Origin of the sequence: Streptomyces atratus, from assembly GCF_014648655.1 — a bacterium.
GTDB lineage: Bacteria > Actinomycetota > Actinomycetes > Streptomycetales > Streptomycetaceae > Streptomyces > Streptomyces atratus.
Map to the genome: position 1 here is coordinate 467484 of NZ_BMRN01000003.1, position 25440 is coordinate 492923.

The 25440-nt window shown below is 69.8% G+C and carries 26 protein-coding genes; 9 read left to right on the forward strand and 17 right to left on the reverse strand.

Annotated elements, in window-relative coordinates; translation table 11 throughout:
* The first annotated feature begins 270 nt into the window (after window positions 1-270).
* Window positions 271-651 (forward strand): STAS domain-containing protein, encoded by a 381-nt coding sequence (locus tag IEZ15_RS07800; protein WP_189275245.1) that lies wholly within the window; start codon window positions 271-273, stop codon window positions 649-651.
* A 373-nt stretch (window positions 652-1024) separates the two neighbouring features.
* Here the strand turns inward: IEZ15_RS07800 and IEZ15_RS07805 are convergent, their stop codons facing one another.
* The 3 genes from IEZ15_RS07805 to IEZ15_RS07815 form a co-directional block, all read right to left on the reverse strand.
* A complete protein-coding gene (locus IEZ15_RS07805) occupies window positions 1025-2014 on the reverse strand; it encodes a sigma-70 family RNA polymerase sigma factor (protein WP_114246249.1) in 990 nt (329 codons plus the stop codon).
* Window positions 2015-2131: 117 nt separating this feature from the next.
* Window positions 2132-2848: a L,D-transpeptidase family protein gene (locus IEZ15_RS07810; RefSeq protein WP_189275248.1), complete on the reverse strand. Its 717-nt coding sequence runs from the start codon at window positions 2846-2848 to the stop codon at window positions 2132-2134.
* 108 nt (window positions 2849-2956) lie between these two features.
* On the reverse strand, window positions 2957-4276 hold the full coding sequence (locus tag IEZ15_RS07815; RefSeq protein ID WP_189275250.1) for an MFS transporter: 1320 nt from the start codon (window positions 4274-4276) through the stop codon (window positions 2957-2959).
* Window positions 4277-4338: 62 nt separating this feature from the next.
* Between IEZ15_RS07815 and IEZ15_RS07820 the strand changes: the two genes are divergently transcribed.
* Window positions 4339-5292: a LysR family transcriptional regulator gene (locus tag IEZ15_RS07820; protein ID WP_189275252.1), complete on the forward strand. Its 954-nt coding sequence runs from the start codon at window positions 4339-4341 to the stop codon at window positions 5290-5292.
* Window positions 5293-5481: 189 nt separating this feature from the next.
* Here the strand turns inward: IEZ15_RS07820 and IEZ15_RS07825 are convergent, their stop codons facing one another.
* Window positions 5482-6243 (reverse strand): alpha/beta hydrolase family protein, encoded by a 762-nt coding sequence (locus tag IEZ15_RS07825; RefSeq protein WP_189275254.1) that lies wholly within the window; start codon window positions 6241-6243, stop codon window positions 5482-5484.
* A gap of 103 nt (window positions 6244-6346) precedes the next feature.
* On the opposite strand from IEZ15_RS07825, the gene IEZ15_RS07830 reads away from it, so the two are divergent.
* Together IEZ15_RS07830 and IEZ15_RS07835 are read left to right on the forward strand one after the other, a co-directional pair.
* The gene (locus IEZ15_RS07830) at window positions 6347-7501 is read left to right on the forward strand and encodes an adenosine deaminase (protein WP_189275256.1); all 1155 of its coding nucleotides are present in this window, start codon (window positions 6347-6349) and stop codon (window positions 7499-7501) included.
* 136 nt (window positions 7502-7637) lie between these two features.
* The gene (locus tag IEZ15_RS07835; protein ID WP_189275258.1) at window positions 7638-7949 is read left to right on the forward strand and encodes a hypothetical protein; all 312 of its coding nucleotides are present in this window, start codon (window positions 7638-7640) and stop codon (window positions 7947-7949) included.
* Between the two features lie 75 nt (window positions 7950-8024).
* Here the strand turns inward: IEZ15_RS07835 and IEZ15_RS07840 are convergent, their stop codons facing one another.
* From IEZ15_RS07840 to afsQ1, 5 genes are all read right to left on the reverse strand, one after another.
* A complete protein-coding gene (locus IEZ15_RS07840) occupies window positions 8025-8225 on the reverse strand; it encodes a PspC domain-containing protein (RefSeq protein WP_114246256.1) in 201 nt (66 codons plus the stop codon).
* 93 nt (window positions 8226-8318) lie between these two features.
* Window positions 8319-8867, reverse strand: a complete 549-nt coding sequence (locus IEZ15_RS07845) for a VanZ family protein (RefSeq protein ID WP_189275260.1) — start codon at window positions 8865-8867, stop codon at window positions 8319-8321.
* 183 nt (window positions 8868-9050) lie between these two features.
* The gene (locus IEZ15_RS07850; protein ID WP_189275262.1) at window positions 9051-9668 is read right to left on the reverse strand and encodes a GerMN domain-containing protein; all 618 of its coding nucleotides are present in this window, start codon (window positions 9666-9668) and stop codon (window positions 9051-9053) included.
* On the reverse strand, window positions 9665-11203 hold the full coding sequence (locus IEZ15_RS07855; RefSeq protein ID WP_114246259.1) for an ATP-binding protein: 1539 nt from the start codon (window positions 11201-11203) through the stop codon (window positions 9665-9667). Before IEZ15_RS07855 ends, IEZ15_RS07850 begins: the two co-directional genes overlap by 4 nt.
* Window positions 11200-11877, reverse strand: a complete 678-nt coding sequence (afsQ1, locus tag IEZ15_RS07860; RefSeq protein ID WP_189275392.1) for a two-component system response regulator AfsQ1 — start codon at window positions 11875-11877, stop codon at window positions 11200-11202. The genes IEZ15_RS07855 and afsQ1 overlap by 4 nt, the downstream gene beginning before the upstream one ends.
* Window positions 11878-12069: 192 nt before the next feature.
* Between afsQ1 and IEZ15_RS07865 the strand changes: the two genes are divergently transcribed.
* Window positions 12070-12870 (forward strand): SigE family RNA polymerase sigma factor, encoded by an 801-nt coding sequence (locus IEZ15_RS07865; protein ID WP_114246261.1) that lies wholly within the window; start codon window positions 12070-12072, stop codon window positions 12868-12870.
* Between the two features lie 205 nt (window positions 12871-13075).
* Here IEZ15_RS07865 and IEZ15_RS07870 read toward each other — a convergent pair whose 3' ends face one another.
* Window positions 13076-13783, reverse strand: a complete 708-nt coding sequence (locus IEZ15_RS07870) for a uridine kinase family protein (protein WP_189275264.1) — start codon at window positions 13781-13783, stop codon at window positions 13076-13078.
* 63 nt (window positions 13784-13846) lie between these two features.
* On the opposite strand from IEZ15_RS07870, the gene IEZ15_RS07875 reads away from it, so the two are divergent.
* Complete coding sequence (locus IEZ15_RS07875; RefSeq protein ID WP_189275266.1) at window positions 13847-14263, forward strand: hypothetical protein; 417 nt, start codon at window positions 13847-13849, stop codon at window positions 14261-14263.
* An 85-nt stretch (window positions 14264-14348) separates the two neighbouring features.
* Here the strand turns inward: IEZ15_RS07875 and IEZ15_RS07880 are convergent, their stop codons facing one another.
* The 3 genes from IEZ15_RS07880 to deoC are packed head-to-tail and all read right to left on the reverse strand — an operon-like array spanning window position 14349 to window position 17651.
* Window positions 14349-15254 carry an aldehyde dehydrogenase family protein gene (locus IEZ15_RS07880; RefSeq protein ID WP_189275268.1) on the reverse strand — a complete coding sequence of 302 codons (906 nt, stop codon included), beginning with the start codon at window positions 15252-15254 and terminating at the stop codon, window positions 14349-14351.
* Complete coding sequence (locus IEZ15_RS07885; RefSeq protein WP_189275270.1) at window positions 15244-16683, reverse strand: aldehyde dehydrogenase family protein; 1440 nt, start codon at window positions 16681-16683, stop codon at window positions 15244-15246. Before IEZ15_RS07885 ends, IEZ15_RS07880 begins: the two co-directional genes overlap by 11 nt.
* 5 nt (window positions 16684-16688) lie before the next feature.
* The gene (gene deoC / locus IEZ15_RS07890) at window positions 16689-17651 is read right to left on the reverse strand and encodes a deoxyribose-phosphate aldolase (RefSeq protein ID WP_189275394.1); all 963 of its coding nucleotides are present in this window, start codon (window positions 17649-17651) and stop codon (window positions 16689-16691) included.
* A gap of 124 nt (window positions 17652-17775) precedes the next feature.
* On the opposite strand from deoC, the gene IEZ15_RS07895 reads away from it, so the two are divergent.
* Window positions 17776-18450, forward strand: coding sequence for a PH domain-containing protein (locus IEZ15_RS07895; RefSeq protein WP_189275273.1), 675 nt, complete (start codon window positions 17776-17778; stop codon window positions 18448-18450).
* Between the two features lie 34 nt (window positions 18451-18484).
* Here the strand turns inward: IEZ15_RS07895 and IEZ15_RS07900 are convergent, their stop codons facing one another.
* From IEZ15_RS07900 to IEZ15_RS07910, 3 genes are all read right to left on the reverse strand, one after another.
* Window positions 18485-19081 carry a dihydrofolate reductase family protein gene (locus IEZ15_RS07900; RefSeq protein ID WP_114246267.1) on the reverse strand — a complete coding sequence of 199 codons (597 nt, stop codon included), beginning with the start codon at window positions 19079-19081 and terminating at the stop codon, window positions 18485-18487.
* 323 nt (window positions 19082-19404) lie between these two features.
* On the reverse strand, window positions 19405-20472 hold the full coding sequence (locus IEZ15_RS07905) for a DMT family transporter (RefSeq protein WP_189275274.1): 1068 nt from the start codon (window positions 20470-20472) through the stop codon (window positions 19405-19407).
* The gene (locus tag IEZ15_RS07910) at window positions 20472-21083 is read right to left on the reverse strand and encodes a TetR/AcrR family transcriptional regulator (RefSeq protein ID WP_229845777.1); all 612 of its coding nucleotides are present in this window, start codon (window positions 21081-21083) and stop codon (window positions 20472-20474) included. Before IEZ15_RS07910 ends, IEZ15_RS07905 begins: the two co-directional genes overlap by 1 nt.
* 250 nt (window positions 21084-21333) lie before the next feature.
* Between IEZ15_RS07910 and IEZ15_RS07915 the strand changes: the two genes are divergently transcribed.
* Window positions 21334-21906, forward strand: coding sequence for a hypothetical protein (locus IEZ15_RS07915; RefSeq protein WP_229845778.1), 573 nt, complete (start codon window positions 21334-21336; stop codon window positions 21904-21906).
* An 884-nt stretch (window positions 21907-22790) separates the two neighbouring features.
* Here IEZ15_RS07915 and IEZ15_RS07920 read toward each other — a convergent pair.
* Window positions 22791-23468: a helix-turn-helix domain-containing protein gene (locus IEZ15_RS07920; RefSeq protein ID WP_189275280.1), complete on the reverse strand. Its 678-nt coding sequence runs from the start codon at window positions 23466-23468 to the stop codon at window positions 22791-22793.
* Between the two features lie 277 nt (window positions 23469-23745).
* Here IEZ15_RS07920 and IEZ15_RS07925 point away from each other — a divergent pair, with 277 nt between their 5' ends.
* Complete coding sequence (locus IEZ15_RS07925) at window positions 23746-25191, forward strand: NCS2 family permease (RefSeq protein WP_114246271.1); 1446 nt, start codon at window positions 23746-23748, stop codon at window positions 25189-25191.
* Window positions 25192-25440: the final 249 nt, after the last annotated feature.

Sequence of the window (25440 nt, forward strand, 5' to 3'; positions counted from 1 at the left end):
GGCCACTGGTCAGTCGGCACCGAATGGGTCGCCGGTGCCGACCGGTTCACGTACCTAGAGGAGGAATTGATCGAGAAGGTTCACAGAAACCGCACGTGAGACGGGAGTTGACGGAAGTTCATCGGTTCGGGACGGACCGGAGGGACGACTGCCGGTCGTGCGCCGGCCGAGGGCGAGGCGGGCGGGGGCGAGGCGGGCGGGGGCAGTGCTGGGCAGGGTGCGGGGCGTGCACAGGGCCGGGACGCCGGGAAAGCGCGGAAGCGGGCAGCGATGAGTTTCGGCCGCCGGACCGGTCTCCCTGATGTGGAAGCCATGATCCCGATCGTTCTCGTCGTCACCGGCCGCGTCACGCGGGCCGCGGTGCCGGGTCTCTGCGCCGAGCTGGAGTCGCTGCTGTACGACTCCGAGGGCACCGTCCGCGACCCGGGTGCCGGGGTGGACTGCGACGTGGGCGGGGTCGTACAGGCGGATCTGGCCCTGGTCGAGGCGGTGGCGCGGCTGGGGCTCGTCGCACGCCGTGCGGGCGGCAGGCGGCTGCGGCTGCGCAATGTGCCACCCGAACTGCAGAGCCTGCTCGACCTGGTGGGGCTGGCCGATGTGGTGGACGTGGGGTGCGGGACCGGGGACGGGGTCGCGGGGAACGAGGCCTGAAGGGGCGGTGCTTCGGGGAGCGTGCACCGCTGTCCGCCTGCCCCGCCCGACGTTCAGTCCCCGCTCGGGCCCGCCGGGCTCCTTCCCTTCAACCGCACGCAGACCGATTGTCTGACCATGCCGCTGTCCCGGACCGCCGTCGCTGTGGGGAACGGGGACACCGCCGGGGACAGGCTCGACGCGCGACTGGCGCCGTCGCACTCGTGCTCCGGCTGCGGACCCGGTCCGCCGCCGGAGACGGGATTCGGAGTCCGGACGGTCCCGGGCGTGGGCCCGTCGATGGCGACGGGCTCACCCAGCCACCGGGTCAGCCCCCAGCCCCCGGCCGCGAGCACCACCCAGCCCGCCACCAGCACGTTCCGTACGCCGCGCCTCATGCCGCGTCGGCGTCGAGATGATCCGGCAGACCGAACAGCGGAAACCAGCGGGGTGTGTCCAGGAAGCAGTGCATCCCCGTGATCGAGCCCTCCGAGACGTCGATGACCTGCACCGCCCACGGCACGAACCCCGGCCCGTCCGGATTCGGCTTGTAGTGCGCGAACGCCGGGGTGCCGTTCGCCGCCGTCGCCACCAGCCGTGAGCCCTCGCAGCTCGCACCCATGGTGCGCATGAAGCCGGTGATGTCGTCGTGCCCCTGGAGCCAGAGGTCGAACGGCGGCATGGTCATCACGGCGTCCTCATGGAGCAGCGCGGTCAGCGCCGCCATGTCGTACCCCTCGAAGGCCGCGACGTACCGATCGAGGAGCTTGCGCTGCTCCTCGTCGAGCGGATCGGCGGTGTCGGCGGTCAGACCCTCGTGGTCCGCGAGGGTCGCGCGCGCCCGCTGGAGGGCGCTGTTCACCGAGGCGACCGAGGTTTCGAGCAGCTCGGCGACCTCGCTCGCCTTCCAGGCCAGCACCTCGCGCAGGATCAGTACGGCCCGCTGCTTGGACGGCAGATGCTGCAACGCGGCGACGAACGCGAGTCGCACCGACTCCCGGGCCACCGCGGCCTCCGCCGGGTCGGCCACCGACGGCAGGATCCGCCCGTCCGGCATCGGCTCCAGCCAGGTGTTCTCCGGCAACGGGTTGAGCGCCGCCTGGGCGAGCGGCGTCGGACCCGTCAGATCGACGGGACGGGCCCGCTTGTTGCCCGCGTTCAGCATGTCCAGACAGACGTTGGTGGCGATGCGGTACAACCAGGACCGCAACGAGGAACGCCCCTCGAACTTCTCGAAGTTGCGCCAGGCACGCACCAGCGTGTCCTGTACCGCGTCCTCCGCCTCGAAGGCCGAGCCGAGCATCCGGTAGCAGTAGCCGGTCAGCTCGACCCGGTGTCCCTCCAGCCGGCTGTCGATGTCCGCCGTCGCCGTCTGATCACTCATCGCTCCACCCCTGTTGCGCTGTGACGCCACTCACTTCAGCACTTCGGAAGCTACAGCAGGGCACTGACAACGGGGGCGGGAAGTGCCGTAGCGGCACACCTTCCGGTCACGCTCCGGTCAGGTGCCGGGCTTGCGTCCGTACACGTACACGTCGTCGCCGTTCTTCAGCAGATTCCAGTACGACTTCGCGTCGGCGCCGCGCATGTTGACGCAGCCGTGCGACCCCGGCGGGTTCCACATCTTCAGGCCCACCGAGTGGAACGCCTGGCCGCCGTCGAAGAACTGGGCGTACGGCATCGACACGTGGTAGATCGACGAAACGTGGTTGATGTGCCGCATGTAGATCTTCTTGGACCCGGTGCGGGTCTCGTACCCGTTGCGGCCGCTGCGGATCGGCACCGGACCGAACTTCAGCTTGGCGCCGTCCTGGATCCAGCTCAGCTGACGGGTCAGGTCCACACATGCGATGCGCCCCTTGTTGGTGGGGCACTTCTTGTCCTTGTTCGGGTTCTTGCCGGCCGCCTTCTGGGCCGTGAGCGTCTTCATCGTGCGCCAGGTGACCGGCCCGGCGTAACCGCTGTCCGGGGTGACACCGTAGGTGCGCTGGAACGACTGGATCGCCTTGCAGTCGGCGGCCGACTGCTTGCCGTCGACCGGCCGGTGCAGATACTTCTCGACCTGCTTCTGGTACGGCCCGGTGGACGTCGTGCAGGACGCCGCCTGCGCGGATCCGCCGGTGCCCAGGACGAGGGCGGGCGCCGCCATCAGACCGGCGACGGACAGCGCGAGTGCGCGCCGCGCCCGAACCCCTCGTATGTTCCCTGCGACTCTCATGTACTCCGACTTCCCTTCGTGCGCCGTGAGGTGCTTCCGCCTGCTAGACGCGCGTCGGGGAGTGGATGGTTGTGCGTCGTATGTCTCAGTTCTGTACGGACGCCCGGCTCAGTTCTGTACGGATACCACCGGCACGAGCCGGCGACGCTCGGCGCGTGCGGCCCGCGTGCCGTACAGCGTGATCGAGACGACGCCGAGGACTGCGAACAGCCCCAGCGATACGGTCCCGGCCCAGCCTCCGGCGTGGAAGGCGACCGCGCCGAGCGTTCCGCCCGCGCTGGAGCCCACGTAGTACGCGGACTGGTAGAGCGCCGACGCCTGGGCACGGCCCTTCGTCGCCGTACGGCTCACGGACGAGGAGGCGACCGCGTGCCCGGCGAAGAAGCCCGCCGTGATCAGGACCAGGCCGAGGAGTACGGCGGCCAGCTGGTCGGCGAGCGAGAGCAGCAGGCCGGCGGCCGTGGTGGAGACGGCCAGATACAGCGCGCCCCGTCGGCCGAGCCTGGCGACCAGCTGGCCGGCCCCGGCGGAGGAGACCGTACCGACGAGGTAGACCAGGAAGATCGAGCCGACGACCCCCTGCGGGAGGTTGAACGGCGCCTCCACCAGGCGGTAGCCGATCACCGTGTAGACCGCGCCGAACACCGTCATGAACAGCGCGCCGATCGCGTACAGCCGGCGCAGCAGCGGATCGGCGAGGTGCCCGCCCACGGTCTTCGCGAGTGCCTTCGGGTTCAGCGAACCGGGGGTGAAGTGCCGGGCCCGGGGGATCATGAAGTGGAAGACGACCGCGCAGGCCACGGCCAGCAGCCCGACCGCGCCGAGCGCCGCCCGCCAGCCCCACAGCTGGGCGACCCAGCCGGTGAGGATACGGCCGCTCATCCCGCCGATGCTGTTGCCCGCCACGAACAGTCCGATCGCGGCGACCAGCGCCTTCGGCCGTACCTCCTCCGCCAGATACGCCATCGCGGATGCGGGCAGTCCGGCCAGCGCCGCGCCCTGGACGGCGCGCAGCGCGATCAGCCAGCCCAGCGAGGGGGCGAAGGGGACGAGCAGCCCGACCAGCACGGCGACCGTCAGCGAGGCGGTCATCATCTGCCGCCGTCCGAACCGCTCGGAGAGCGCGCTCATCGGCAGCACGCACAGCGCCAGTGCGCCCGTCGCCGCGGAGACCGTCCAGCTGGCCTGTCCGGCCGTGGCGCCGAGAGAGGCGGAGATGGCGGGCAGCAGGGCCTGCGTGGAGTAGAGAAGTGCGAAGGTCGCGACACCTGCGGCGAAGAGCGCGAAGCTCATCCGGCGGTAGCCGGGGCGGCCCGGTTCGAGACGGTCCGGCGCGGTGGTGGCGGGGGAGTCGGCGGTGGCGACTGGGGACGGCTGGGGCGAGGCGGCCACGGTGAGGGTGGACGCCCCGGTACTGGCAGGAGGCATGCTTCGAAAGTAGGCTTTCCGCTTTCATGCGTCCAATGCACGAAGTGGCGATAATCAATCCCATGGTGCATGAACGCAGCTCACAGCCCCGGCTGTCACCCAGTAGTTACGAAGAAGACATTCGCGCCGTGCTCGCGCCGCGACTGGCCCACTTCGAGGCGGTGGCCCGCCACGAGCACGTCACCCGCGCCGCGCACGAGCTCGGCGTCCCGCAGTCGACGCTCTCGCGGTCGATGGTCAGGCTCGAACAGGACCTGGGAGTCGCCCTGTTCGCCCGCAAGGGCCGTACCGTCTCCCTCACCCCGGCGGGCCGCACCTTCCTGGGCTCCGCCGAGCGGGCCCTCGCCGAGGTCGAGAAGGCCGCCGACTCGGTACGGGCAGACGCCGACCCGGCCACCGGCAAGGTCGCCTTCGGGTTCCTCCACACCATGGGCTCGGAAACCGTCCCCGCCCTGATCCGCGCCTTCCGCGCCGACCACCCCCGGGTCCGCTTCCAGCTCGTGCAGAACTACGGCGAGGCGATGATCGAACGCCTGAGGGCCGGCGGCCTCGACCTCTGCCTCACCTCACCCGTCCCGGACGCCCCCGATCTGGTCGCCCGCCGCCTCGACGAACAGCGGCTGCGCCTCGTCGTCCCCGAGGACCACCGCCTCGCCTCGCGCCGCCGCATCCGACTGGCGGAGGCCGCCGACGAAAAGTTCGTCACCCTCGAACCCGGCTACGGCCTGCGGCGGATCACCGACGACCTGTGTGCGGAGGCGGGCTTCGCACCACGTGTCGCCTTCGAGGGCGAGGAGGCGGAGACCCTGCGCGGTCTGGTCGCGGCCGGCCTCGGCGTGGCCCTGCTGCCACCGCCCGCGGTGGCCCGCCCCGGCGTCGTGGAACTCACCGTCACGGCCCCGAGGGCGGCCCGCGAGATCGGCGTCGCCTGGCTGGACGGCCACCCGGACACCCCACCGGTGGCCGCCTTCAAACGCTTCCTGCTGTCGCGGCGGGGGCATCTGCTGCCGGACTGAGCCGGGCGGGGAGGCGAGGGTGACGCGGTGCTTCCGCCCGACGGCCCTCGGTGATGCCGGAGCTTCGCACGGCCCTGCCGAGGTCGCTCCGTGCAACGAGGTCTTCGACGCCGACCTGCTCGTTTTCATCAGCAGCTGATCGGCCGGGCCGGAACCCACCCGCGGTACCGGCCGACCGGCCTGCTCGCCTCAGTCCCGCAGCGACCTCCCGAACCCCGCTGCCAGCGGCATCCGCAACCCCAGCGGAGGCGGCGCCGCCAGGGCGTCGGCGACCGGGCGGGCGTATGCCCGGCCGAAGAGCGATCCGCGGACGAAGTCCGTTGCCAGCGCGACCACTTCGGCCCGGTGCTGGCGCAGGCTGTGGCCGTCCGAGTGGACCTCGAAGCGGCAGGTGTCGCGGTTGGCCTTCTTGGCGCGTTCGGCCAGACGGAAGGAGAGTTCGGGGTCGGTGCGGGCGTCGTTCGTGCCGTGGACGAGCAGAACCTGCCGGCCGAGCAGATGCTTCACCGGCTCCGGCTCGTCCGTCGAGCTGTCGGGCAGCCAAGGGGCCATCGCCAGAACGGAGTTGACCGCGGCGTGGCCGCCCGCGCGGAGTGCGGCCCGGCCGCCCATGCCGTGGCCGGCGAGACAGACGGGGACGTCGCCGTAGCGTCGTACGACCTCGTCCACCGCCCATCGGGCGTCCGCCGCGAGCTGCGAGTCGGTCGCGTTCCAACCGCGACAGCGATAGCGCACGACATGCGCGGCGAGCCCGTCCTCCCGGCCCGCGCGGGCCAGGGTGCGGGCCAGTGGCAGCTGGAGGGCGTACGAGAGGGGGGAAGGGCGGCGGTGCGAGTCGGCCTCGCCGTCCGGGAGCAGCAGAACCACGCCGCTGACCGCAGATGGTGCTCCGGCCGTCCTGACGGCCCGTCCCAGCCTCGCAGCAGGCAGGGGGAGTGCGCGCTGTGCCATGACAGAACAGTGTCAGAAGGGTAGGTGTACTCCACCCGTATTCGCGGTCACTGTTACATATCGGCAAGCGACAATCTACGCGCGTAGGCGCTAGAGTGCCCAAATGATGAGCCCGACCCTCCATGTGCCCGGCCAGGACCAGATCCGGCGTGCCCCCAAGGTTCTTCTCCACGACCATCTCGACGGTGGCCTGCGCCCGGGAACGATCGTCGACCTCGCCCTCGCGAGCGGCTACGACGGACTTCCCGAGACCGAGCCCGACAAGCTCGGCATCTGGTTCCGCGAGGCAGCCGACTCCGGATCGCTGGAGCGCTACCTGGAGACGTTCGCCCACACCTGCGCCGTCATGCAGACCCGCGACGCGCTGGTCCGGGTGGCCGCCGAATGCGCCGAGGACCTGGCCGCCGACGGTGTCGTGTACGCCGAGGTGCGGTACGCCCCGGAGCAGCACCTGGAAGCCGGGCTGACCCTCGAAGAGGTCGTCGAGGCGGTCAACGAGGGCTTCCGCAAGGGCGAGCAGCGGGCCCGCCTGGACGGGCACCGCATCCGTGTGGGTGCCCTCCTCACCGCGATGCGGCACGCCGCCCGCTCCCTGGAGATCGCCGAGCTCGCCAACCGCTACCGGGACCAGGGCGTCGTCGGCTTCGACATCGCGGGCGCGGAGGCCGGCTTCCCGCCCACCCGGCACCTGGACGCCTTCGAGTACCTCAAGCGCGAGAACAACCACTTCACCATCCACGCGGGCGAGGCCTTCGGCCTGCCGTCGATCTGGCAGGCGCTCCAGTGGTGCGGCGCCGACCGGCTCGGCCACGGCGTCCGCATCATCGACGACATCGAGGTCGCGGAGGACGGCGGTGTGAAGCTCGGCCGCCTCGCCTCCTACGTACGGGACAAGCGCATCCCGCTGGAGCTGTGCCCGACCTCCAACCTCCAGACCGGCGCCGCCGCCTCGTACGCCGACCACCCCATCGGGCTGCTGCGGAAGCTGCATTTCCGGGCCACGGTGAACACGGACAACCGGCTGATGAGCGGTACGAGCATGAGCCATGAATTCGAGAAGCTGACCGAGACTTTCGGATACACACTCGATGACATGCAGTGGTTCACCGTCAATGCGATGAAGTCGGCATTCATTCCTTTCGATGAACGTCTGGCGATGATCAATGACGTGATCAAGCCCGGATATGCCGAGCTGAAGTCCGAGTGGCTCTTCGAGCAGACCGCTGCGACCAGCGTGCCTTCCTCTTCCGCGGGCTGAACCGCACCTCCGCGGAAAACGGCCGGGACTGCGAAATCCCGGCCGTTTTCCGTGTGTCGGCATGTTTGCGGGACGGGCAGTGAGCTGACTACGTTTCAGAGCCGCTCACATCCCCTTCCCCAAGGATGAATTTCACATGAAGCAGTCTGCTGTCAGGACACTCGGCGTCGCCGCTCTCGGTGCCGCTTTCGCCGCTGCCGCCGCGGGGACCGCATCCGCCACCGTGCTCCCGGCCGACGCCGCGGCACTGCCGGTCGCCGGCTCGGCAGTGGAGAACGCCACCCGGACCCTGCCGGCCCAGGACACGGCCACCAAGCTGCTCGGCACCGGCCGGCAGAAGCTCGTCGGCGACGCCACCACTCCGGTCAAGGGTCTGATCGGTGGTCTGCCCGCGGGAGGTCTGAGCACCAGCGGCCTGTCGACCAACGGTCTCCCGCTCGGCGGCTGATCCGCCGTACACACGCCTGTGGGGCGGACACCCGAACCGGGTGTCCGCCCCACAGGCGTGTTGTGCGTACGCGGATCACCAGGCGGCGGACGGCGTCTTCTCGGACGGGAACAGCACCCACAGCGCCAGATAGAGCAGGAACTGCGGCCCCGGCAGCAGGCAGGAGACCAGGAAGATGATGCGCATGGTTCCCGCGGAGGTGCCGAAGCGCCTTGCCAACGCTGCGCACACTCCGCCGATCATGCGTCCGTCACGGGGGCGGGCAAGTGCGGCCATGGTGGGCTCCTTCGTGAACCGTTACTGGGGAGCAGCTCCTTCGTGCTCCCGATGCATCCATGGTCGCCCGGCGAACAGGGGCAAAGCGTCGCTCTACGGTGCGATACCGACCCTGGGAATCGTCGGGGTCGACCCCTGAGCCGCCTCGTCCCTGGGGTGGGGCAGCACCCTGACCCGCCGCTGGTTCCTGCGGCGCAGCCGCGCCCGGCCTATGGGAACGACCAGCAGATGGGCGAGTGCCACACCGGTGGTGTTCAGCAGCAGCGAGTCGACATCGACGACCTGCCCCGGCACCCCGGTCTGCGCCAGTTCGATGGCCAGCGAGATCAGCGCCCCCGCCGCGACGGTACGGGCCAGCGAGGCCCACGGGGAGACGAACAGCCGGCCCCCGGCCACCGGCAGCAGCACGCCCAGCGGGGCGAGCAGCAGCAGCCCCTTACCGATCCGGCGAGCGGCCTCGACCGGGCCCAGGGACAGGTCCGCTCTGATACCGGCGAACGGTTGAAGATTCGAGGCGGTCATCCACGGCACATCGAGCGGGCGCAGCGTCAGCCACCCGACAAGCAACAGATGCGCGAGGAGGAGAGATACCCCGACCGCGCGGAAGCGAATGACAGCTTGACTGCCCGAACCTTGACGCACGCCCCCCAAGACGCGCCGGGCGGCAGGATCGGTTCCGCCCGGCCCGACGAACCCGGATCTCAGCCGTGACGGCGACAAAACCGGCCGGGACCATGCAAAAAACCGGCCGGCACGACGCAAAAACCCGGCCCGGCCGGCGCTTGAGGACAGCAGAACCGGCCGCCGGACGCCCCCGGCCCCCGCTCAGGCCCCCGTCCCCGCCCCCAGCGTCGGTGCCGCCTTCGGCTTGGCCTTCGTCTCCGAGGTGCACAGATACCCACGCGGCGCGTAGTTCCCCGGCCCGCCCAGCACCACCGTGCCGTCCGGGGCGAGCGACTCGCTCTCCGCGTACGTACACACGATCTGCGCCAGAGCCTCGGACGGCAGGTCCTCCGGCTGCTCGCTGAGCCGCAGCGTGCCCTGCCGGTCGCCGCGGCGGGCCGCGCTGATCTGCAGGGTCGCCGGGACGGCCGTGGAGAACCCGGCCTGCCGCTCATCGGCGGGCGGCTTCTGCTCCAGCTCGTCCAGGAGCGCCTGCGCGATCCGGACCCGGTCCGACTTCGTGTCGCCGACCTGTACCGTTCGGTCCACCGTGACCAGCTGCGAGGAACAGACCAGATAGATCTGTACGGGGATGCCCTGGAGGGCCTGGGTGGCGACGTCCTCCGCGGACATCGAGCACGGCACCTGGGACGGTGCGGCCCCGGCGTCCACCGGCACCGAGGTGGTCCTGATCCCGCAGCCCGCGGCCAGCACGGCCGTGATCACGGCACCGGCCAGCGCCACGGCCGAACGGTGTGCCCGGCGGTTGCTGCCCATCACGTCGCGTCGCCCTCCTCGTCCTGAACCCCCGCGTCGTGATCCCCGGCGGAACGGGTGAGCGGCTCGGCATCGCGCGGCAAGCGCAGTACGAACACCGCGCCGTCGCCGTCCGGCGAGTTCGCGGCCGTGATGTCACCACCGTGGATGTGCGCGTTCTCCATGGCGATCGACAGACCGAGACCACTGCCCTCGGAGCGCGGCCGGGACGCGCTGGCCTTGTAGAACCGGTCGAAGACATGCGGCAGGACGTCCTCGGGGATACCGGGGCCGTGGTCGCGGACCTCGATGACGAGTTCGTCGCCCTCGGTCCGTACCGAGACCCGTACCGGCGAGCCGCCGTGCTTGAGCGCGTTGCCGATCAGATTCGCCAGGATCACATCGAGCCGACGCGGGTCGAGGCGGACCATCATGCCGCGCTCGGCGTCCAGATCCACCGCGTCCAGCCACGCGCGGGCGTCGATGCAGGCGGTGACCTGGTCGGCGACATCGACCGTGTCGAGGACGAGCCGGGCCGTACCCGCGTCGAAGCGGGTGACCTCCATCAGGTTCTCCACCAGGTCGTTGAGGCGCCGGGTCTCGCTCACCACGAGATGCACCGCGGGCGCGATCATCGGGTCCAGGCTGTCCGCCTCGTCCTCCAGCACTTCGGTGACGGCGGTCAGCGCGGTGAGCGGGGTGCGCAGCTCGTGGGACATGTCGGCGACGAACCGCCGGCTCGCCTCGTCCCGCGCGCTCATGTCCGCGACCTTCTTCTCCAGCGAACTCGCGGTCCTGTTGAACGTACGGGAGAGATCGGCGAGTTCATCGGTGCCGGACACCACGAGCCTGGTGTCGAGCTTGCCCTCGCCGAGCTTGCGCGCGGCGTCACCGAGCCGTTGCACGGGCCGCAGCACGGTCGTCGCGGCGGCCTGCGCGAGCAGCGCCGAGCCGACCAGGGCGAGCCCGGTGGCGATCCCCAGTGACCACGCGAGGGAGTTCAGATCCTGCCGCTCCTGGTCGAGCGACTTCAGCATGTAGCCGGTCGGGCCACCACCGATGATCTTCGTACCGCCCACCAGATACGGCGTACCGCGGATGCTGACCCGCTGCCAGAACAAGTGGTACTCGTACTTGTTGCCCGCCTCCACCGGCTGCTTCTTGTTGACCGCCTTCTGCAACGACAGCGGCACGTTGTCGAGCGTGAAGGTGTCCAGATCGGAGTTGCCGACGATCGGCTTGCCGGCGTCGCGCTCGTCGACCAGCAGCACGCTGTAGCCGGGCGAGCTGCTCGCCATCTGCACGGCGGCGTTCTGCAGATCGTCCTTGGTGGGACGCAGCGGCAGCGAGGCCGCTCGGTTCTGCATCTCCTGGCGGAAGTCCCCGAGCGCGGAGTCCTGGGTACGCGTCAGTACGGCCTCGCGGTTCAGCCAGTACGCGATTCCCGAGGCGGACACTGCGGCGGTCAGCGCCACCAGCGCGAACACGACGACGAGACGCAGTCGCAGACTGGTCCAGCGAAGCCCGGTGAGCAGGCTCCGTTTGGCGGCGTCGCTCACTGAGGCGAATCCAGTCGGTAGCCCACACCCCGAACGGTACGGATCAGGGTCGGCGAGGACGGTACGTCCTCCACCTTGGCGCGCAGCCGCTGCACACAGGCGTCCACGAGCCGGGAGTCACCGAGGTAGTCGTGCTCCCAGACCAGCCGCAGCAGCTGCTGCCGCGACAGGGCCTGGCCCGGCCGGCGGCTCAGCTCCAGCAGGAGTCGCAGCTCGGTCGGCGTGAGCTGCAGATCCTCGCCGTTCTTGGTCACGGTCATCGCGGAGCGGTCGATCACCACGTTCCCGAAGGTCGCGGAGTCGGTGGACTCGCGCTCACCGCGGCGCAGCACCGCCCGGATCCGGGCGTCGAGCACCCGGCCCTGCACGGGTTTCACCACATAGTCGTCGGCACCGGACTCAAGCCCGACCACGACGTCGATGTCGTCGCTGCGCGCGGTCAGCAGAATGATCGGCAGCTGGTCGGTGCGCCGGATGCGCCGGCACACCTCGAAACCGTCGATGCCGGGCAGCATCACATCCAGCACGATCAGATCCGGCCGCTGCTCACGCAGCAGTTTCAGACCGTCCTCTCCCGTCGCCGCGGTGGCCACACGGTGGCCCTGGCGTGACAGCGAGAGTTCGAGGGCCGTGCGGATGGCGTCGTCGTCCTCGATCAGCAACAGGAAAGGCACGCTGGTCATTCTGACTCATGGGGGAGCCCCAGTTCGACAGTTGGCGCCGACTCATACATCCGGCGCACCGGCGACGCACGGACGGCAGGCCCTGTGACAGGGCTGTGACAGTCGGGGGACAGCGCGATGAAACTGCCCCGGCAAGCTCATTGGCACAAGGAACGGACGGACTCCACCGATGGGGGGCGCGAGATGAACGCAACTCACAGCACCACCGCAAGCGCAGTTGTCACGCGTCTCCACGATGTCGGCCGGAGCACCGAGAAGTCCGGCGCCGGAGGGGGGACCTCCCTGCTCGAGCGAAGCCGAGAGCTCGGGGGAGGCCGGGGGTGCGTTCGTGGCGTCGGGCGTCAGCACATGCCGTACATGGCGGTGGTCGACGCGCCTGTGGGGGCCAACGGGGGAAGCGGCGGGGGAGCCGCGTACGGGGAGGTCATAGGGGAGCGGAAGCCCCCGGCGCAGGCCGAGGACGCCGAAACGGCGTTCACGGCCTACGTCCGGGAGCGCCGCGCCTCCCTGTACGCAACCGCCTACCACCTGACCGGAGACCGGTTCGAGGCCGAGGATCTGCTGCAGAGCGCCCTCTTCTCGACGTACCGGGCGTGGGACCGGATCAGCGACAAGGCAGCGGTCGGTGGCTATCTGCGCCGCACCATGACCAACCTGCACATCAGCGCCTGGCGCAGGCGCAAGCTCAACGAGTACCCGACCGAGGAGCTGCCGGAGACGGCGGGCGACACGGACGCGATGCGCGGCACGGAACTGCGCGCCGTGCTCTGGCAGGCGCTGGCGCGACTGCCGGAACTCCAGCGCACGATGCTGGTCCTGCGCTACTACGAGGGCCGCACCGACCCGGAGATCGCGGCCATACTCGACATCAGTGTCGGCACGGTGAAGTCCAGCATCTGGCGGTCGCTCCGCCGGCTGCGCGAGGACGAGGTCCTCAGCTTCGGCCGTGACGAGGAGGAGTCCTTCGGCGAGCTGGTGGCCTGAAGGGACGGGGGGAAACGGGGGATACGGGGAAAGCGGGGCCGCTGCTTCGGGGGAGGCGGCGGTGCACGGGGGTACGGGGGAGTGCTGCGGGGTCGGACGGGCCGGGGGGTCCGGTCCGGCCCCGTCGACATGTGCGCAAGATCAAGCCCCTCCGGCGATTGAGGAGCGGGGGCCGGGGGCAGTGCCCCCGGCTACGGGAAGCCCGCTACACCGTCCCCCGCGCCGCGGACGCGCGTCGGCAGCGTCCCGCCGCCGCGGCGGCCAGCCTTCCCAGTGCCTCCTCCTTGCCGCACGGATACGCACCCAGCGCCGTCTGCCGCGCCACGATGCGCCGTTCCGCCCGCATCAGCCGCCACCCCCGCCGCAGCAGGAACGGCACCGACTTCCGTCCCTCCCGCAGATCCCGCAACAGCCGACGGCGGAACGTCGTCGTCGGACGGCCGCGCAGGCACAGCGCGTCGGCGAGCACGCCCAGTTCCTGGCACCGTTCGACTATGTCCGCCGCAAAGATCCCCTCGGCCACGAACAGTGGTGTGCGCTCGATGTGGAGGGCCTCCCGGTCGACCCGGCAGCTCGTGGCGATGTCGTACACCGGGACGTTCGTACGCCCTGTGCGGCACAGCTCCAGGATGGCGGCGACCGCCGCATCGGAGTCCCAGGACTGCGCGGAGTCCCAGTCGATGTCCAAACTGCCGGGAACGAGCGGCAGCGTGGGGTCGTCGCCCTCCTTGTAGAAGTCGTCCAGGCGCAGCACCGGCAGGTCGGTGCGGGCGGCGAGGGAGGACTTGCCGGAGCCGGAAGGGCCGGCGAGCAGCACGACGCGGGTCGGGATCGGTTGGGAATTCACAGGACACGAGTGTGAGGCATTGACCCGCTCAGGGGATCCCCCGGTGCCTGTGTTGGTATCGAGCATCACACCTCAACTACTCTACGCATCCAGATGGTTACTCGATGGTCGCGATCAGGTGGGAAATCCATGGCACGTCACGCACTTTCCAAGTCCCGGCGCCGCGCCCTGCTGCGGGCAGGTCTGACCGTCACAGCGGTGGGTGCCGCGCTCGGTGCGGGGGGTGCGGCGGCCCAGGCGGCACCGCTGCCCCTCGCACCGGCCGCGGGCGCCGACAGCAGCCTCGGCGGGGTCGGTGGGGCGACCGGGAGCGCGGTGACCGGAACGCTCGGGCACTCGCTCGACAACGGCATCGCACCGGTGACGCATCTGCGCCTCGACCCGCTGGCCGGTACGGGCGTGGACCCGCTGGACAACGCGGTGGCAACGCAGGTCGCCGACTTCAAGCCGGTCTCCACGGCCGCCGTCACCGGCCCGGTGACCAGTGGGGGCGCACTGAAGGACCTGCCGGTGGTGGGGCAGGCGACAGAGGTGCTGCACCGCTGAGGTGGACGCGGGCCGGGGTGCGGACACCGGCACGGACACGGCCCGCTCCTCCGGGATCCCGGAGTAGCGGGCCGCCGTCACGCGGTCAGTACGACGATCCCGAAGCGCCCAGTGCGCCCGTCGGGTGCCAGACCGTCTTCGTCTCCAGGAAGGCCGTCAGGCGGTGGGTGCCCGGATCGGCCGACCAGTCGAAGGCGCCACCTTCGTCCACAGGCTGTGGACCGAGAACTCGCTTCAGGTTGTCCGCCGCAGCGATCTCCAGCTCCTTCGCCAGAGTGGCGTCCGCGCCCGTGAGGTCGATGGCGTTCACGTCCTGGTGGGACGCGAGCGGTGCCGCGATCTCCGCCGTCTTCCCGGACAGGATGTTGACCACACCGCCCGGCAGGTCGGAGGTGGCCAGCACCTCGCCCAGGGACAGGGCCGGCAGCGGGGAGTCCGCCGAGGCGACGACGACCGCCGTGTTGCCGGTCGCGATCACCGGGGCGATCACCGAGACCAGGCCCAGGAACGAGGACTTCTGGGGCGCCAGCACCGTGACCACGCCGGTCGGCTCGGGCGTGGACAGATTGAAGAACGGGCCCGCGACCGGGTTCGCCCCACCCACGACCTGGCCGATCTTGTCGGTCCAGCCCGCGTACCAGACCCAGCGGTCGATCGCCGCGTCCACGACGGCCGCCGCCTTGGACTTCGACAGGCCCTCCGCGTCCGCCACTTCCCGTACGAACTGGTCCTTGCGGCCCTCCAGCATCTCCGCGATGCGGTAGAGGATCTGGCCGCGGTTGTACGCCGTCGCACCCGACCAGCCGCCGAACGCCTTGCGGGCGGCCACGACCGCGTCACGCGCGTCCTTGCGGGAGGACTGGGGGGCGTTCGCCAGCCACTTGCCCTTGGAGTCCGTCACCTCGTACACCCGGCCGCTCTCGGAGCGGGGGAACTTGCCCCCGACGTACAGCTTGTAGGTCTTGAAGACGCTCAGACGGTTATCGGACATCGAGGTACGCCTCCAGGCCGTGACGGCCGCCTTCGCGGCCGAAGCCCGACTCCTTGTAGCCGCCGAAGGGCGAGGTCGGGTCGAACTTGTTGAACGTGTTGGCCCAGACGACGCCTGCCCGGAGCTTGTTCGCCACCGCGAGGATGCGGGAGCCCTTCTCCGTCCAGATGCCGGCCGAGAGGCCGTACTGGCTGTTGTTGGCCTTGGCGACCGCCTCGTCGGGCGTACGGAACGACAGCACCGACAGCACCGGGCCGAAGATCTCGTCGCGGGCGATGGTGTGCGCCTGGGTGACGTTCGTGAACAGCGTCGGGGCGAACCAGTAGCCGGAAGAGGGGAGTTCACAGGAGGCGGACCAGCGTTCGGCGCCCTCCGCCTCGCCCGTCTCGACGAGCGCGGTGATCCGGGCGAGCTGCTCCGCGGAGTTGATCGCGCCGATGTCGGTGTTCTTGTCCAGCGGGTCGCCGAGCCGGAGAGTGGACAGCCGGCGCTTCAGGGCGTCCAGCAGCTCGTCCTGGATCGACTCCTGCACGAGCAGGCGCGAGCCCGCGCAGCAGACCTGGCCCTGGTTGAAGAAGATGCCGGTGACGATGCCCTCGACGGCCTGGTCGATCGGGGCGTCGTCGAAGACGATGTTGGCGCCCTTGCCGCCCAGTTCCAGGGTGACCTTCTTGTTCGTGCCGGCGATCTGGCGGGCGATGGCCTTGCCGACCGCGGTCGAGCCGGTGAAGGCGATCTTGTTGACGTCCTCGTGCTCGACGAGGGCGGCGCCCGCGTCCCCGTACCCGGTGAGGATGTTCACGACACCCTTCGGCAGTCCCGCCTGGCGGCAGATGTCCGCGAAGAAGAGCGCGGAGAGCGGGGTCGTCTCGGCGGGCTTGAGGACCACCGTGTTGCCGGTGGCGAGCGCCGGGGCGATCTTCCAGGCCAGCATGAGGAGCGGGAAGTTCCACGGGATGATCTGGCCCGCGACGCCGAGCGGGCGGGGGTTCGCGCCGTAGCCGGCGTGGTCGAGCTTGTCGGCCCAGCCCGCGTAGTAGAAGAAGTGCGCCGCGACCAGGGGGAGGTCCGCGTCGCGCGTCTCCTTGATCGGCTTGCCGTTGTCGAGGGTTTCGAGAACGGCGAGCTCGCGGCTGCGCTCCTGGATGATCCGGGCGATCCGGAAGAGGTACTTGGCGCGCTCGGAACCGGGCAGCGCCGACCACTTCTCGAACGCCTTGCGGGCCGCCTTCACGGCCCGGTCGACGTCCGCGGCGCCGGCCTGCGCGACCTCGGAGAGCACCTCTTCGCTGCTCGGCGAGACCGTCTTGAAAACCTTGCCGTCGGCCGCGTCGGTGAACTCGCCGTCGATGAACAGGCCGTACGAGGGCGCGATATCGACGACCGAGCGCGACTCGGGGGCGGGGGCGTACTCGAATGCAGATGCCATGGGGATCAGTCCACCGTCACGTAATCGGGGCCGGAGTAACGGCCGGTGCTGAGCTTCTGGCGCTGCATCAGCAGATCGTTCAGCAGGCTGGAGGCGCCGAAGCGGAACCAGTGGTTGTCCAGCCAGTCCTCGCCCGCGGTCTCGTTCACCAGCACCAGGAACTTGATCGCGTCCTTGGATGTACGGATGCCGCCGGCCGGCTTCACACCGATCTGTACGCCGGTCTGCGCCCGGAAGTCGCGCACGGCCTCCAGCATCAGCAGGGTGTTCGCGGGCGTGGCGTTGGTGCCCACCTTGCCGGTCGACGTCTTGATGAAGTCGGCGCCCGCCAGCATGCCGAGCCAGGAGGCGCGGCGGATGTTGTCGTACGTGGACAGCTCGCCGGTCTCGAAGATCACCTTGAGCCGGGCGTCAGGGCCGTCGGCCCGCGCGCACTCGGCCTTCACGGCGAGGATCTCCTCGTACACCTTGAGGTAATGGCCGGAGAGGAAGGCACCCCGGTCGATCACCATGTCGATCTCGTCGGCCCCGGCGGCAACGGCGTCGCGGACATCCGCGAGCTTGACGTCGAGCGCGGCGCGGCCGGCGGGGAAGGCCGTCGCCACGGACGCCACCTTCACGCCGGAGCCGGCCAGCGCGGCGACGGCGGTCGCCGCCATGTCGGGGTAGACACAGACCGCCGCGGTACGCGGGGCCGTGCGGTCGGTCGGGTCGGGATTGACGGCCTTGGCGGCGAGAGCCCGGACCTTGCCCGGGGTGTCCGCGCCTTCCAGCGTCGTCAGGTCGATCATCGAGATGGCCAGGTCGATGGCGTACGCCTTGGCCGTCGTCTTGATCGAACGGGTTCCGAGGGACGCGGCGCGCGCTTCGAGGCCGACGGCGTCGACGCCGGGCAGCCCGTGCAGGAAGCGGCGCAGCGCACTGTCGGACGCGGTCGCGTCGGAGAATGCGGGAGCAGTGGTGGGCATGGTCACCAGAGGAGCATATCTACGCGCGTAGCGACCTGTACAGGGGGCCTGCTCATCCGTGCGTCGCACAGTACCGCGACGGCCGCCCCGGCGCCCCTTGCGCACGTCAGGCAGAATCGGGCCCATGACGAGCCCCACACCTCCTGCCGAGCCCACCTACGCCGACCGGACCTTCCGGTCGCCCGCCGGGATCGCCGGGGGTGTCCTGCTGCTTCTCCTCATCTGCTGGATCGGCGGGGACGCCGTGCTCCGTGGTGACGACCGGGTGCCGTGGCTGGCGCTGGCCGGGCTGCTCACCGCGGTGCCGCTGGTCGTCGCGTTCACGCTGCGGCCCGTCGTCCTCGCCAACGAGCAGCGCATCAAGATCCGTAACCCGTTCCGGACGATCACCATGCCGTGGACGGCGGTCGCGGATCTGCGGGCCGGTTATTCGAGCGAGCTGTTCACCGAGGACGGCACCAAATACCAGCTGTGGGCGGTACCCGTGTCGCTGCGACAGCGGAAGAAGGCGGCCAGGCAGCAGTCCCGGCGGTCGCTGGACGATCCGTACGACCGCACTTCCGTGCATGCGGACGTCCGTGACACCAAGTCCCGGGTGGCGACGGCCGACCGGACCATGGCGGATCTGCGGGAGCTGGTGGAGCGGGCGAAGGCGGGGGCGGGTTCGGTGAAGTCGTCGAAGGCCGCGACGACTTCGGAACCCTCGGCGTCCTCGGTCTCGGTGCGCTGGGCGTACGAGGTGATCGCACCGGCGGTGGTGGGCGCGGTGTTGCTGGTGGTGCTGCTCGCGACGGGCTGAGGCCTCAGCCGCAGAGCAGCCCCGTCCTCCCGGCCTATTCCTTGGCGGTCGGCCGGTAGGTGCACACGTGCACGCCCGTACCGCTGGTGACCGTCGAGACCAGCTCAAGTGCGCGCAGCGCACCGTCGTCGGGGAAGACCGTCTTTCCGCCGCCGAGGATCACCGGCATGATCATGAGCCGGAGTTCGTCGACCAGGCCCTCGCTCAGCAGGCTGCGTACGAGCGTGGGGCTCCCCATGGCCAGCAGGTCGCCGCCGTCGGACCCGCGCAGCTCCTGGATGCGGGCGACGGCCTTGTCGCCGGGGATACGCGTGGTGTTGTCCCAGGACAGCTCGGAGTCGTCCAGCGTGTCGGACACGACGTACTTCGGGATGGCGTTCATCCGGTCGGCGAACGGGTCCCCGGCCCGCTCGGGCCACGCCGCGGCCATCGACTGCCATGTGCGGCGCCCGAACAGCAGCGCCTCGGCCTTGGACAGCGCGTCGTCGAAGGCGCCGCCCACCACCTCCGGATCGAAGAACGGGTGCGACCAGCCACCGTGGGCAAAGCCGCCGTCGGTGTCCTCGTCGGGCCCGCCCGGCGCCTGCACGACACCGTCCAAGCTCATGAACTCACTGATCACGATGCGCATGGGACTCGCTCCTCATTCTCGATCCGGGTGGACCGCACTCCAGGTCTGCGGCAATAGAGACTGTCACGCCGCCCCGAACTCATCGCACGCTCTCGATCGCGCCCGACGCACGGCGACCCAGGATCCCGGCCAACCGCTCCTCCAGTCCCGGGCGGCAGTCCGGTGGCCACTTCGCGTCGGTGATCGAGAAGATCGCTCAGTCGCGGAGCCGCCCTTCCTCGCCCGGGACCGGTTCCGCAGAACGCGAACCGTGCGCCCACCTCCTCGACCCTCGCCGTCGAGCGGGAGGTCGTCGAGCGCGTCGGGCTCGCGGGCGACGGCACCTACACGGTGGGCCTGCCGGTCCGGTTCTCAGGAACGGTTCCGGGAGCAGTGCCGTGAGGTCCTCGGGCGCGCGCGGCACGGTCCGAAGACGCCGGGACCGCCGATTCCGCCGTCGGCCTCCCCGCAGTGGCGCGACGAGGCGCTCGCAGACGCCGGGAGGGGACGGTCAGCACACCGAGGGAGGCGATGACGAGCACGACCCCGGCCCAGCCGAGGGCGGGCAGGTGTTCACCCACGACCAGGACCGCGAACACAGCCGCTACGGCGGGCTCCAGCAGGGACAGGGTCGTCGCGGTGCTGACGGGGATGCGGGACAGGCCGAACCCGAACAGGACGTACCCGGTGAACATCGGCACCAGCGCCATGTAGAGGCCGACGCCCGCATTCGTCCAGGAGGCGACCAGCGGTGCGCCGGTGGCCAGTAGCACCGGCACGAGCATCAGCCCGCCGAGTCCGAACACCGCTCCCATGGCCGCGCGCGAGGTGACGCCGCGTGTGATGAGGCGGTGCGCGGCCCACGCGTACACGGCGTACGTCACGCCCGCGACCAGCCCGAGCCCCACCCCGGCGACGGTCTGCCCGGCAGACCCCGTACCGGTTCCGGAACCGCCCTGGGCGGCCTCGGCCGCACACAGCAGCACGGTGCCGGCCAGCCCCAGGGCGGCACCGGCCATCCATCGCCGGGACAGGCGCTGCCGGTCGACGATCCGCTCGATCAAGGCCGATGCCAGCGGGGCCGAGCCGATGGACACGACCGTTCCCACCGCGACACCGGCCAGATGCATGGAGGTGTAGAAGGCCGGCGGATACAGAGCCACGCCCGATCCCCCGACGAGCACGATCCGCCACTGCGCCCTGAGCGCCACGCGCGCCTGTGCGATGCGAGGCGCGGCCACCAGAGCCTGCAGCAGTCCGCCCAGGCCCATCGCCGCGGAGCCGATCGCCAGCGGCCCCACCTGCGGCGCGAAGGTTGCAGCAGTGCCTGTGGTGCCCCACAGCACCGAGGCCAGCAGCACGGCGAGTGCGCCCGCCCCCGGTCCGGCCGCAGTGCGACCGGCGCGCCCCATCACAGGCCGTCCACCAGGCGCGCCGCCATGTCACGTGCGCGCCGCATGCGTACGTCGTCTCCTTCGAGGCCCGCGCGCACGATGGCCCCTTCGAGCAGGAACGCCAGGTGTTCCGCTGCGGCACGGGCCTTCTCGTCCTGGCCGGGCAGCAACTCCTGGAGGTGGGTGGCGAGCAGGCTTTCGACCTCCTCCTTGTGGTGGCGCACCACCGTCCGGCCCTCGTGCCCGGTGGGCAGCTCGGCAGCCGCGTTGAGCAGCCCGCATCCGCGGAAGCCGTGCTCGTAGGCGAGACCGGCGTGGTCGGCGTAGGCATCGAAGACGGCCAGTACGGCCTCCCGGGGGCCCTGCGCGCCGGCCAGACGCCGCCGGTAGAGGCCGAGCCACTCCTCGTGCCGGGCCTGGAGGTAGGCGGAGACGAGGTCGGCCTTGGAGGTGAAGTTGTTGTAGAGGCTCATTTTCGCCACACCGGCCTCGGCGGTGATCGTGTCGATCCCGGTCGCCGCCACGCCGTCGGCGTAGAACCGTCGCGCCGCGGCCTCGAGAATCCGCCCGCGCGCAGGCCCCTGCCGCCGCTTGCCCGGCTGCTTTCCGGCGGCCCTCGCGTCAGTCATGCCTGCTCCCTCCATGATTAGGTAGACCAGTCTACCTAATCGTGTGGATGCTGCCAGTGAATACTGCCGACAGGGCGCGACTGTGACGATCCGGTGCAGCAGGTAGCCCCTTCCCCCGGGCGGACGGTTCCCATCTGGCAAGATCGTGCGCTCGAACATGCCCCGGCTGTGAGGGCTTTGCCGCCCGGCCGGGCAACGGGAATGTTTCAACGGGGAGATCGAAGAAGATATGCGCACGTGGAATCGTGCTGTGCCGGCGGCGGTCGGCGCCCTGGCGCTGGCCGTGGTGCTGACCGGTTGCAACGACTCGGATTCGGGGAAGGGCAGGCGCAGTTCCGGCTCGTCCTCGTCGGAAGGCAAGGCGACCTACCGTCTGGGCGAGGCCAGCCCGCCGCAGGAAAGCACCATGCAGAAGTCGAAGGGCAGCAAGTTCACGGTCACGCCCACGAAGGTGCAGACCGGAACGAAGGCCGACATGGACAACTCCGGCCTGGAGAAGGACAAGGACGAGGCCCCCAAGGTCCCCGTGTACGTGTGGTCCACCCTCACCCACAAGAGCGGCAAGCCCATGGAAGTCGGCGACATGGACGACGACCTGGTCGTCAAGACGGACAAGGGCGAGCGCACCAAGGCCCTCATCGTCATCATGGGTGACGCCAAGTGGCCGAACTGCCCGGCGCCGGACACCGGGAAGAAGGTGAGCCCGGGACAGTCGGAGAAGATCTGCACCGCCTTCCTGATCCCCGAGGGCCAGAAGGCCGCCGCGGTCGAACTGAGCCAGGGCTTCTACAACGACCCGCTGGAGTGGCCGGTCAAGAACTGACGCCTGGCCGGGGCCGGCTCAGCCCGATAGCAGGGGCTTCGCCGCTCGACGGAGTGCGCGCACCCGAGACGGAGGGGGCGCGCACTCCCCACCGGCGTCTTCGATGTGGCAGCAGAGCGGTCTGGACAGGCGTCGGGAACACGAACCGTACGGCGGTCTGTTGTTCCGACACCTCCCACAGCCGGCGATCGGTCTCGGCGTCGGAGTGATCGGCTCGCCGGGCACGCCCACGATGATGAAGACATGGACCTGGATTCCGGCATTGCTCAGGTTTTCGGGGACACGGCCGTAATTCCGCGGATGATTCCAGGCCGAGCTGTACGGCGCGGCATCCGGCGTCGGCCAGTGCCTGGCAGGCGTCCGGCTGCAGTAATTGATCACTTGCGGTCGGACAGCACTGCCAGGTGGCGCGGTGTCCGATAGGTGAGAGTTCCCGTCCGATTCTGAGCTGCCGGGTCACGGCGAGGTATTGATCGACGAAGTCGCCGCGCTCGACGCCGAGCCCGGCGATGTGCTCCGCGTGCAGAAAGCTGTCGCTGCCGGCGGCTGTCGAGCAGAAACCGCAACGCATCGGGCAGTTGGACATCGTGCAGAGGGGCGGTACGAAGTCCGGGCTCAACTGCCGGGTACCGCAGTCGAATACCGGGGTGGGCGGTGTCTCGTTAGTCGGCCGGGGCGGGTGTGCGCAGGTTGATGCGTACGGTGCCGCCGTCGCGCCGCGGCATCGGGAATCCGTCCCCGCGCAGGCCCTGCTCGCCGCCGTTTTCCCGGCTGCTGCCCGGTGGCGCTCGCGTCGGCCATGCCTGTCACCCGTGACTCGTGATCAGGCAGACCGGTCTGCCTGATCACGTTCCCGATGCACCGGCCGCGCGGATGCGGTCCGGCTAGTGCTCCGGGAGCCGGGCCCAGAAGTGGTTGACGATGTCGTCGATGTAGCGTCGCCCGTTTTCGCCGGAGGCGGTGGTGCCGCCGGCTCGGCTGAGGGTGGCGGCCATGAGGGTCTGGTACTCGTGGTGCATGTCGCGCAGGGGGTCTTGCAGGTCGCGGCGTTCCGTGGAGACGAGGCGGGCGATGGCGCGGATGTGGGCCTGCCAGCGGGTGGAGACGGCTTCGGTGAGGAGTCGGGCGAGTTCGTCCTCCAGGCCGGTGATGGCGATGAAGTCGCGTGGGGGCAGGTTGAGGAGGGCGCCGAGTTTGGCGGACTGTCGTTTGTCGCCCGTCCATCGGCCGGTTTCTTCCATCTGGTGGTAGGCGTCAAGGGTGAGGCCCGTGGCGCGGGCGACGTCCTCGACGGCCAGTCCGCGGGCGAGACGGTGTTCACGCAGAGTGCGGGGAGCGCCCATGAGTTCGCGGGGGTTGCACCACAGGGCACCGGCCAGGGCGGTGAGTTCGCTGGCGGTGGGCAGTGCGGTGCCGCGTTCCCACGCGGTGATGTGGTTGGGGGTGATGTGGGTCGTGCCGTAGGAGGCGCGCATGCCGTAAGCGACGTGGCCGGGGGCCATCCCGAGTTTCTCGCGCAGGATGCGGGCGGCGCGCGCGTTGAAGGGGAGCGGTGGATGCACGGACCGAGAGTAGGGAGTCACCCGGGGTGAACTCCATGGCCGCTGTCGCCCGCATCCCGGTTTGGCTGGATAGGTCGCCGGTGATTTTGGAGGAACCGACAGGGGGTGGTGCGGGAAAGTCAACCAATGGATTCCGCAAAGCGATTGAGATTACATTCCTGCCGCGTATGATCCGCTCGCAAAGCGCCGTATGTGTGTTCGTACAACCGACTGACACACGCTTTCCGGCGCCACTGCCATGTTTTCCCTCGCACTTGCAGGTCCAGGAGACGCAGTCATGCACACCAGCACGACAGGCCCGGCCGAAGCGCCGACAACCAGACCCGGTGGCCCGCTCAACCGGTTCTTCCGCATCGCCGAACGCGGTTCGACGTACGGCCGTGAGATACGCGGCGGGTTCGCCACCTTCTTCACCATGGCGTACATCCTCGTACTGAACCCGATCATCCTCAGCAGTACCGAGGACAAGTTCGGCCACCAGCTGGACGCCGGTCAACTGGCGACCGCCACCGCCCTGGTGGCCGCCGTGATGACCGTGATCATGGGTGTGGGCGGCAACCTGCCGCTCGCTCTGGCCGCGGGCCTGGGTCTCAATGCCGTCACCGCCTTCCAGATCGCCCCTCTGATGAGCTGGGACGACGCGATGGGCCTCATCGTGCTCGAAGGCCTGCTGATCTGCGTACTGGTGCTGACCGGCCTGCGTGAGGCCATCATGCACGCCATTCCGCAACCTCTCAAACAAGCCATCAGTGTCGGCATCGGCCTGTTCATCGCCTTCATCGGCTTCGTGGACGCCGGGTTCGTCACCCGCATCCCGGACGCCGCGAACACCACCGTGCCCGTTCAGATCGGCACAGGCACCCTCACCGGCTGGCCCATGCTCGTCTTCTGTCTCGGCGTGCTGATGACGATGGTCCTCCTGGCCCGCAAGGTGCAGGGCGCCATCCTCATCAGCATCGTCGTGATGACCGTCGTCGCCGTCGTCATCAACGGGATTGCCGACATCAAGTCCTGGGGTCTGACCAACCCCTCGCTGCCCGACAAGCCCATCGCCGCACCCGACTTCGGACTCCTGGGCAAGTTCGATCTGTTCGGCTCGTTCGGTCAGGTCAGCGTGCTGACCGTCGTCCTGCTCGTCTTCACTCTCATCCTGTCCGACTTCTTCGACACGATGGGTACCGTCGTCGGGGTCACGGCCGAAGCCGGACTCCTCGACGAGCGCGGCCAGGTCCCCGGTCTGGGCCGCGTGCTGCTGATCGACGGCGCAGCCGCCGTCGTCGGCGGCGCCGCCTCCGCCTCGTCCGCCACCACCTACATCGAGTCCGCCGCCGGTGTCGGCGAAGGCGCACGCACCGGCTTCGCCAACCTCATCACCGGCGGCCTGTTCGCCCTCGCCCTCTTCTTCACCCCCGTTCTGACCATCGTGCCCCTCCAGGCTGCGGCCCCCGCCCTCATCGCGGTCGGGTTCCTGATGATGACCCAGGTCAAACACATCGACTGGGACCGGTACGAACTTGCCATCCCCGCCTTCCTGACCATCGCCGTCATGCCGTTCACCTACTCCATCACCAACGGCATCGGCGCCGGCTTCCTCGCCTACGTGGTCATCAAGGCGTGCCTGGGCAAGGCCCGCGAAGTCCACTGGCTGCTCTGGGGCACCGCGGTGCTCTTCCTCGTCTACTTCGCCATCGACCCGCTGGAGCAGTTGCTCAACCTCAAGTAGCCGACGTGGTGCACCCGGAACGGAGCGGGGGACGACCCACGATCAGCGACGGAGTGTGTGAGCACATCGCGTCCGCCTGATCGCCCGGACGTCCCCCGCCGGCCGGGAGACCACTGCCTGCATCCGCCGGTGCGACGCCCGAGCCGCCGAAGGCCGGCTCATCAACTGTCGGCCTGTGGACAGTTCGAGGACCACGGGCACCGGCGCCCGGATGTCTCCGTGCACCGTCGCACCCGGCCGGACCCGAGC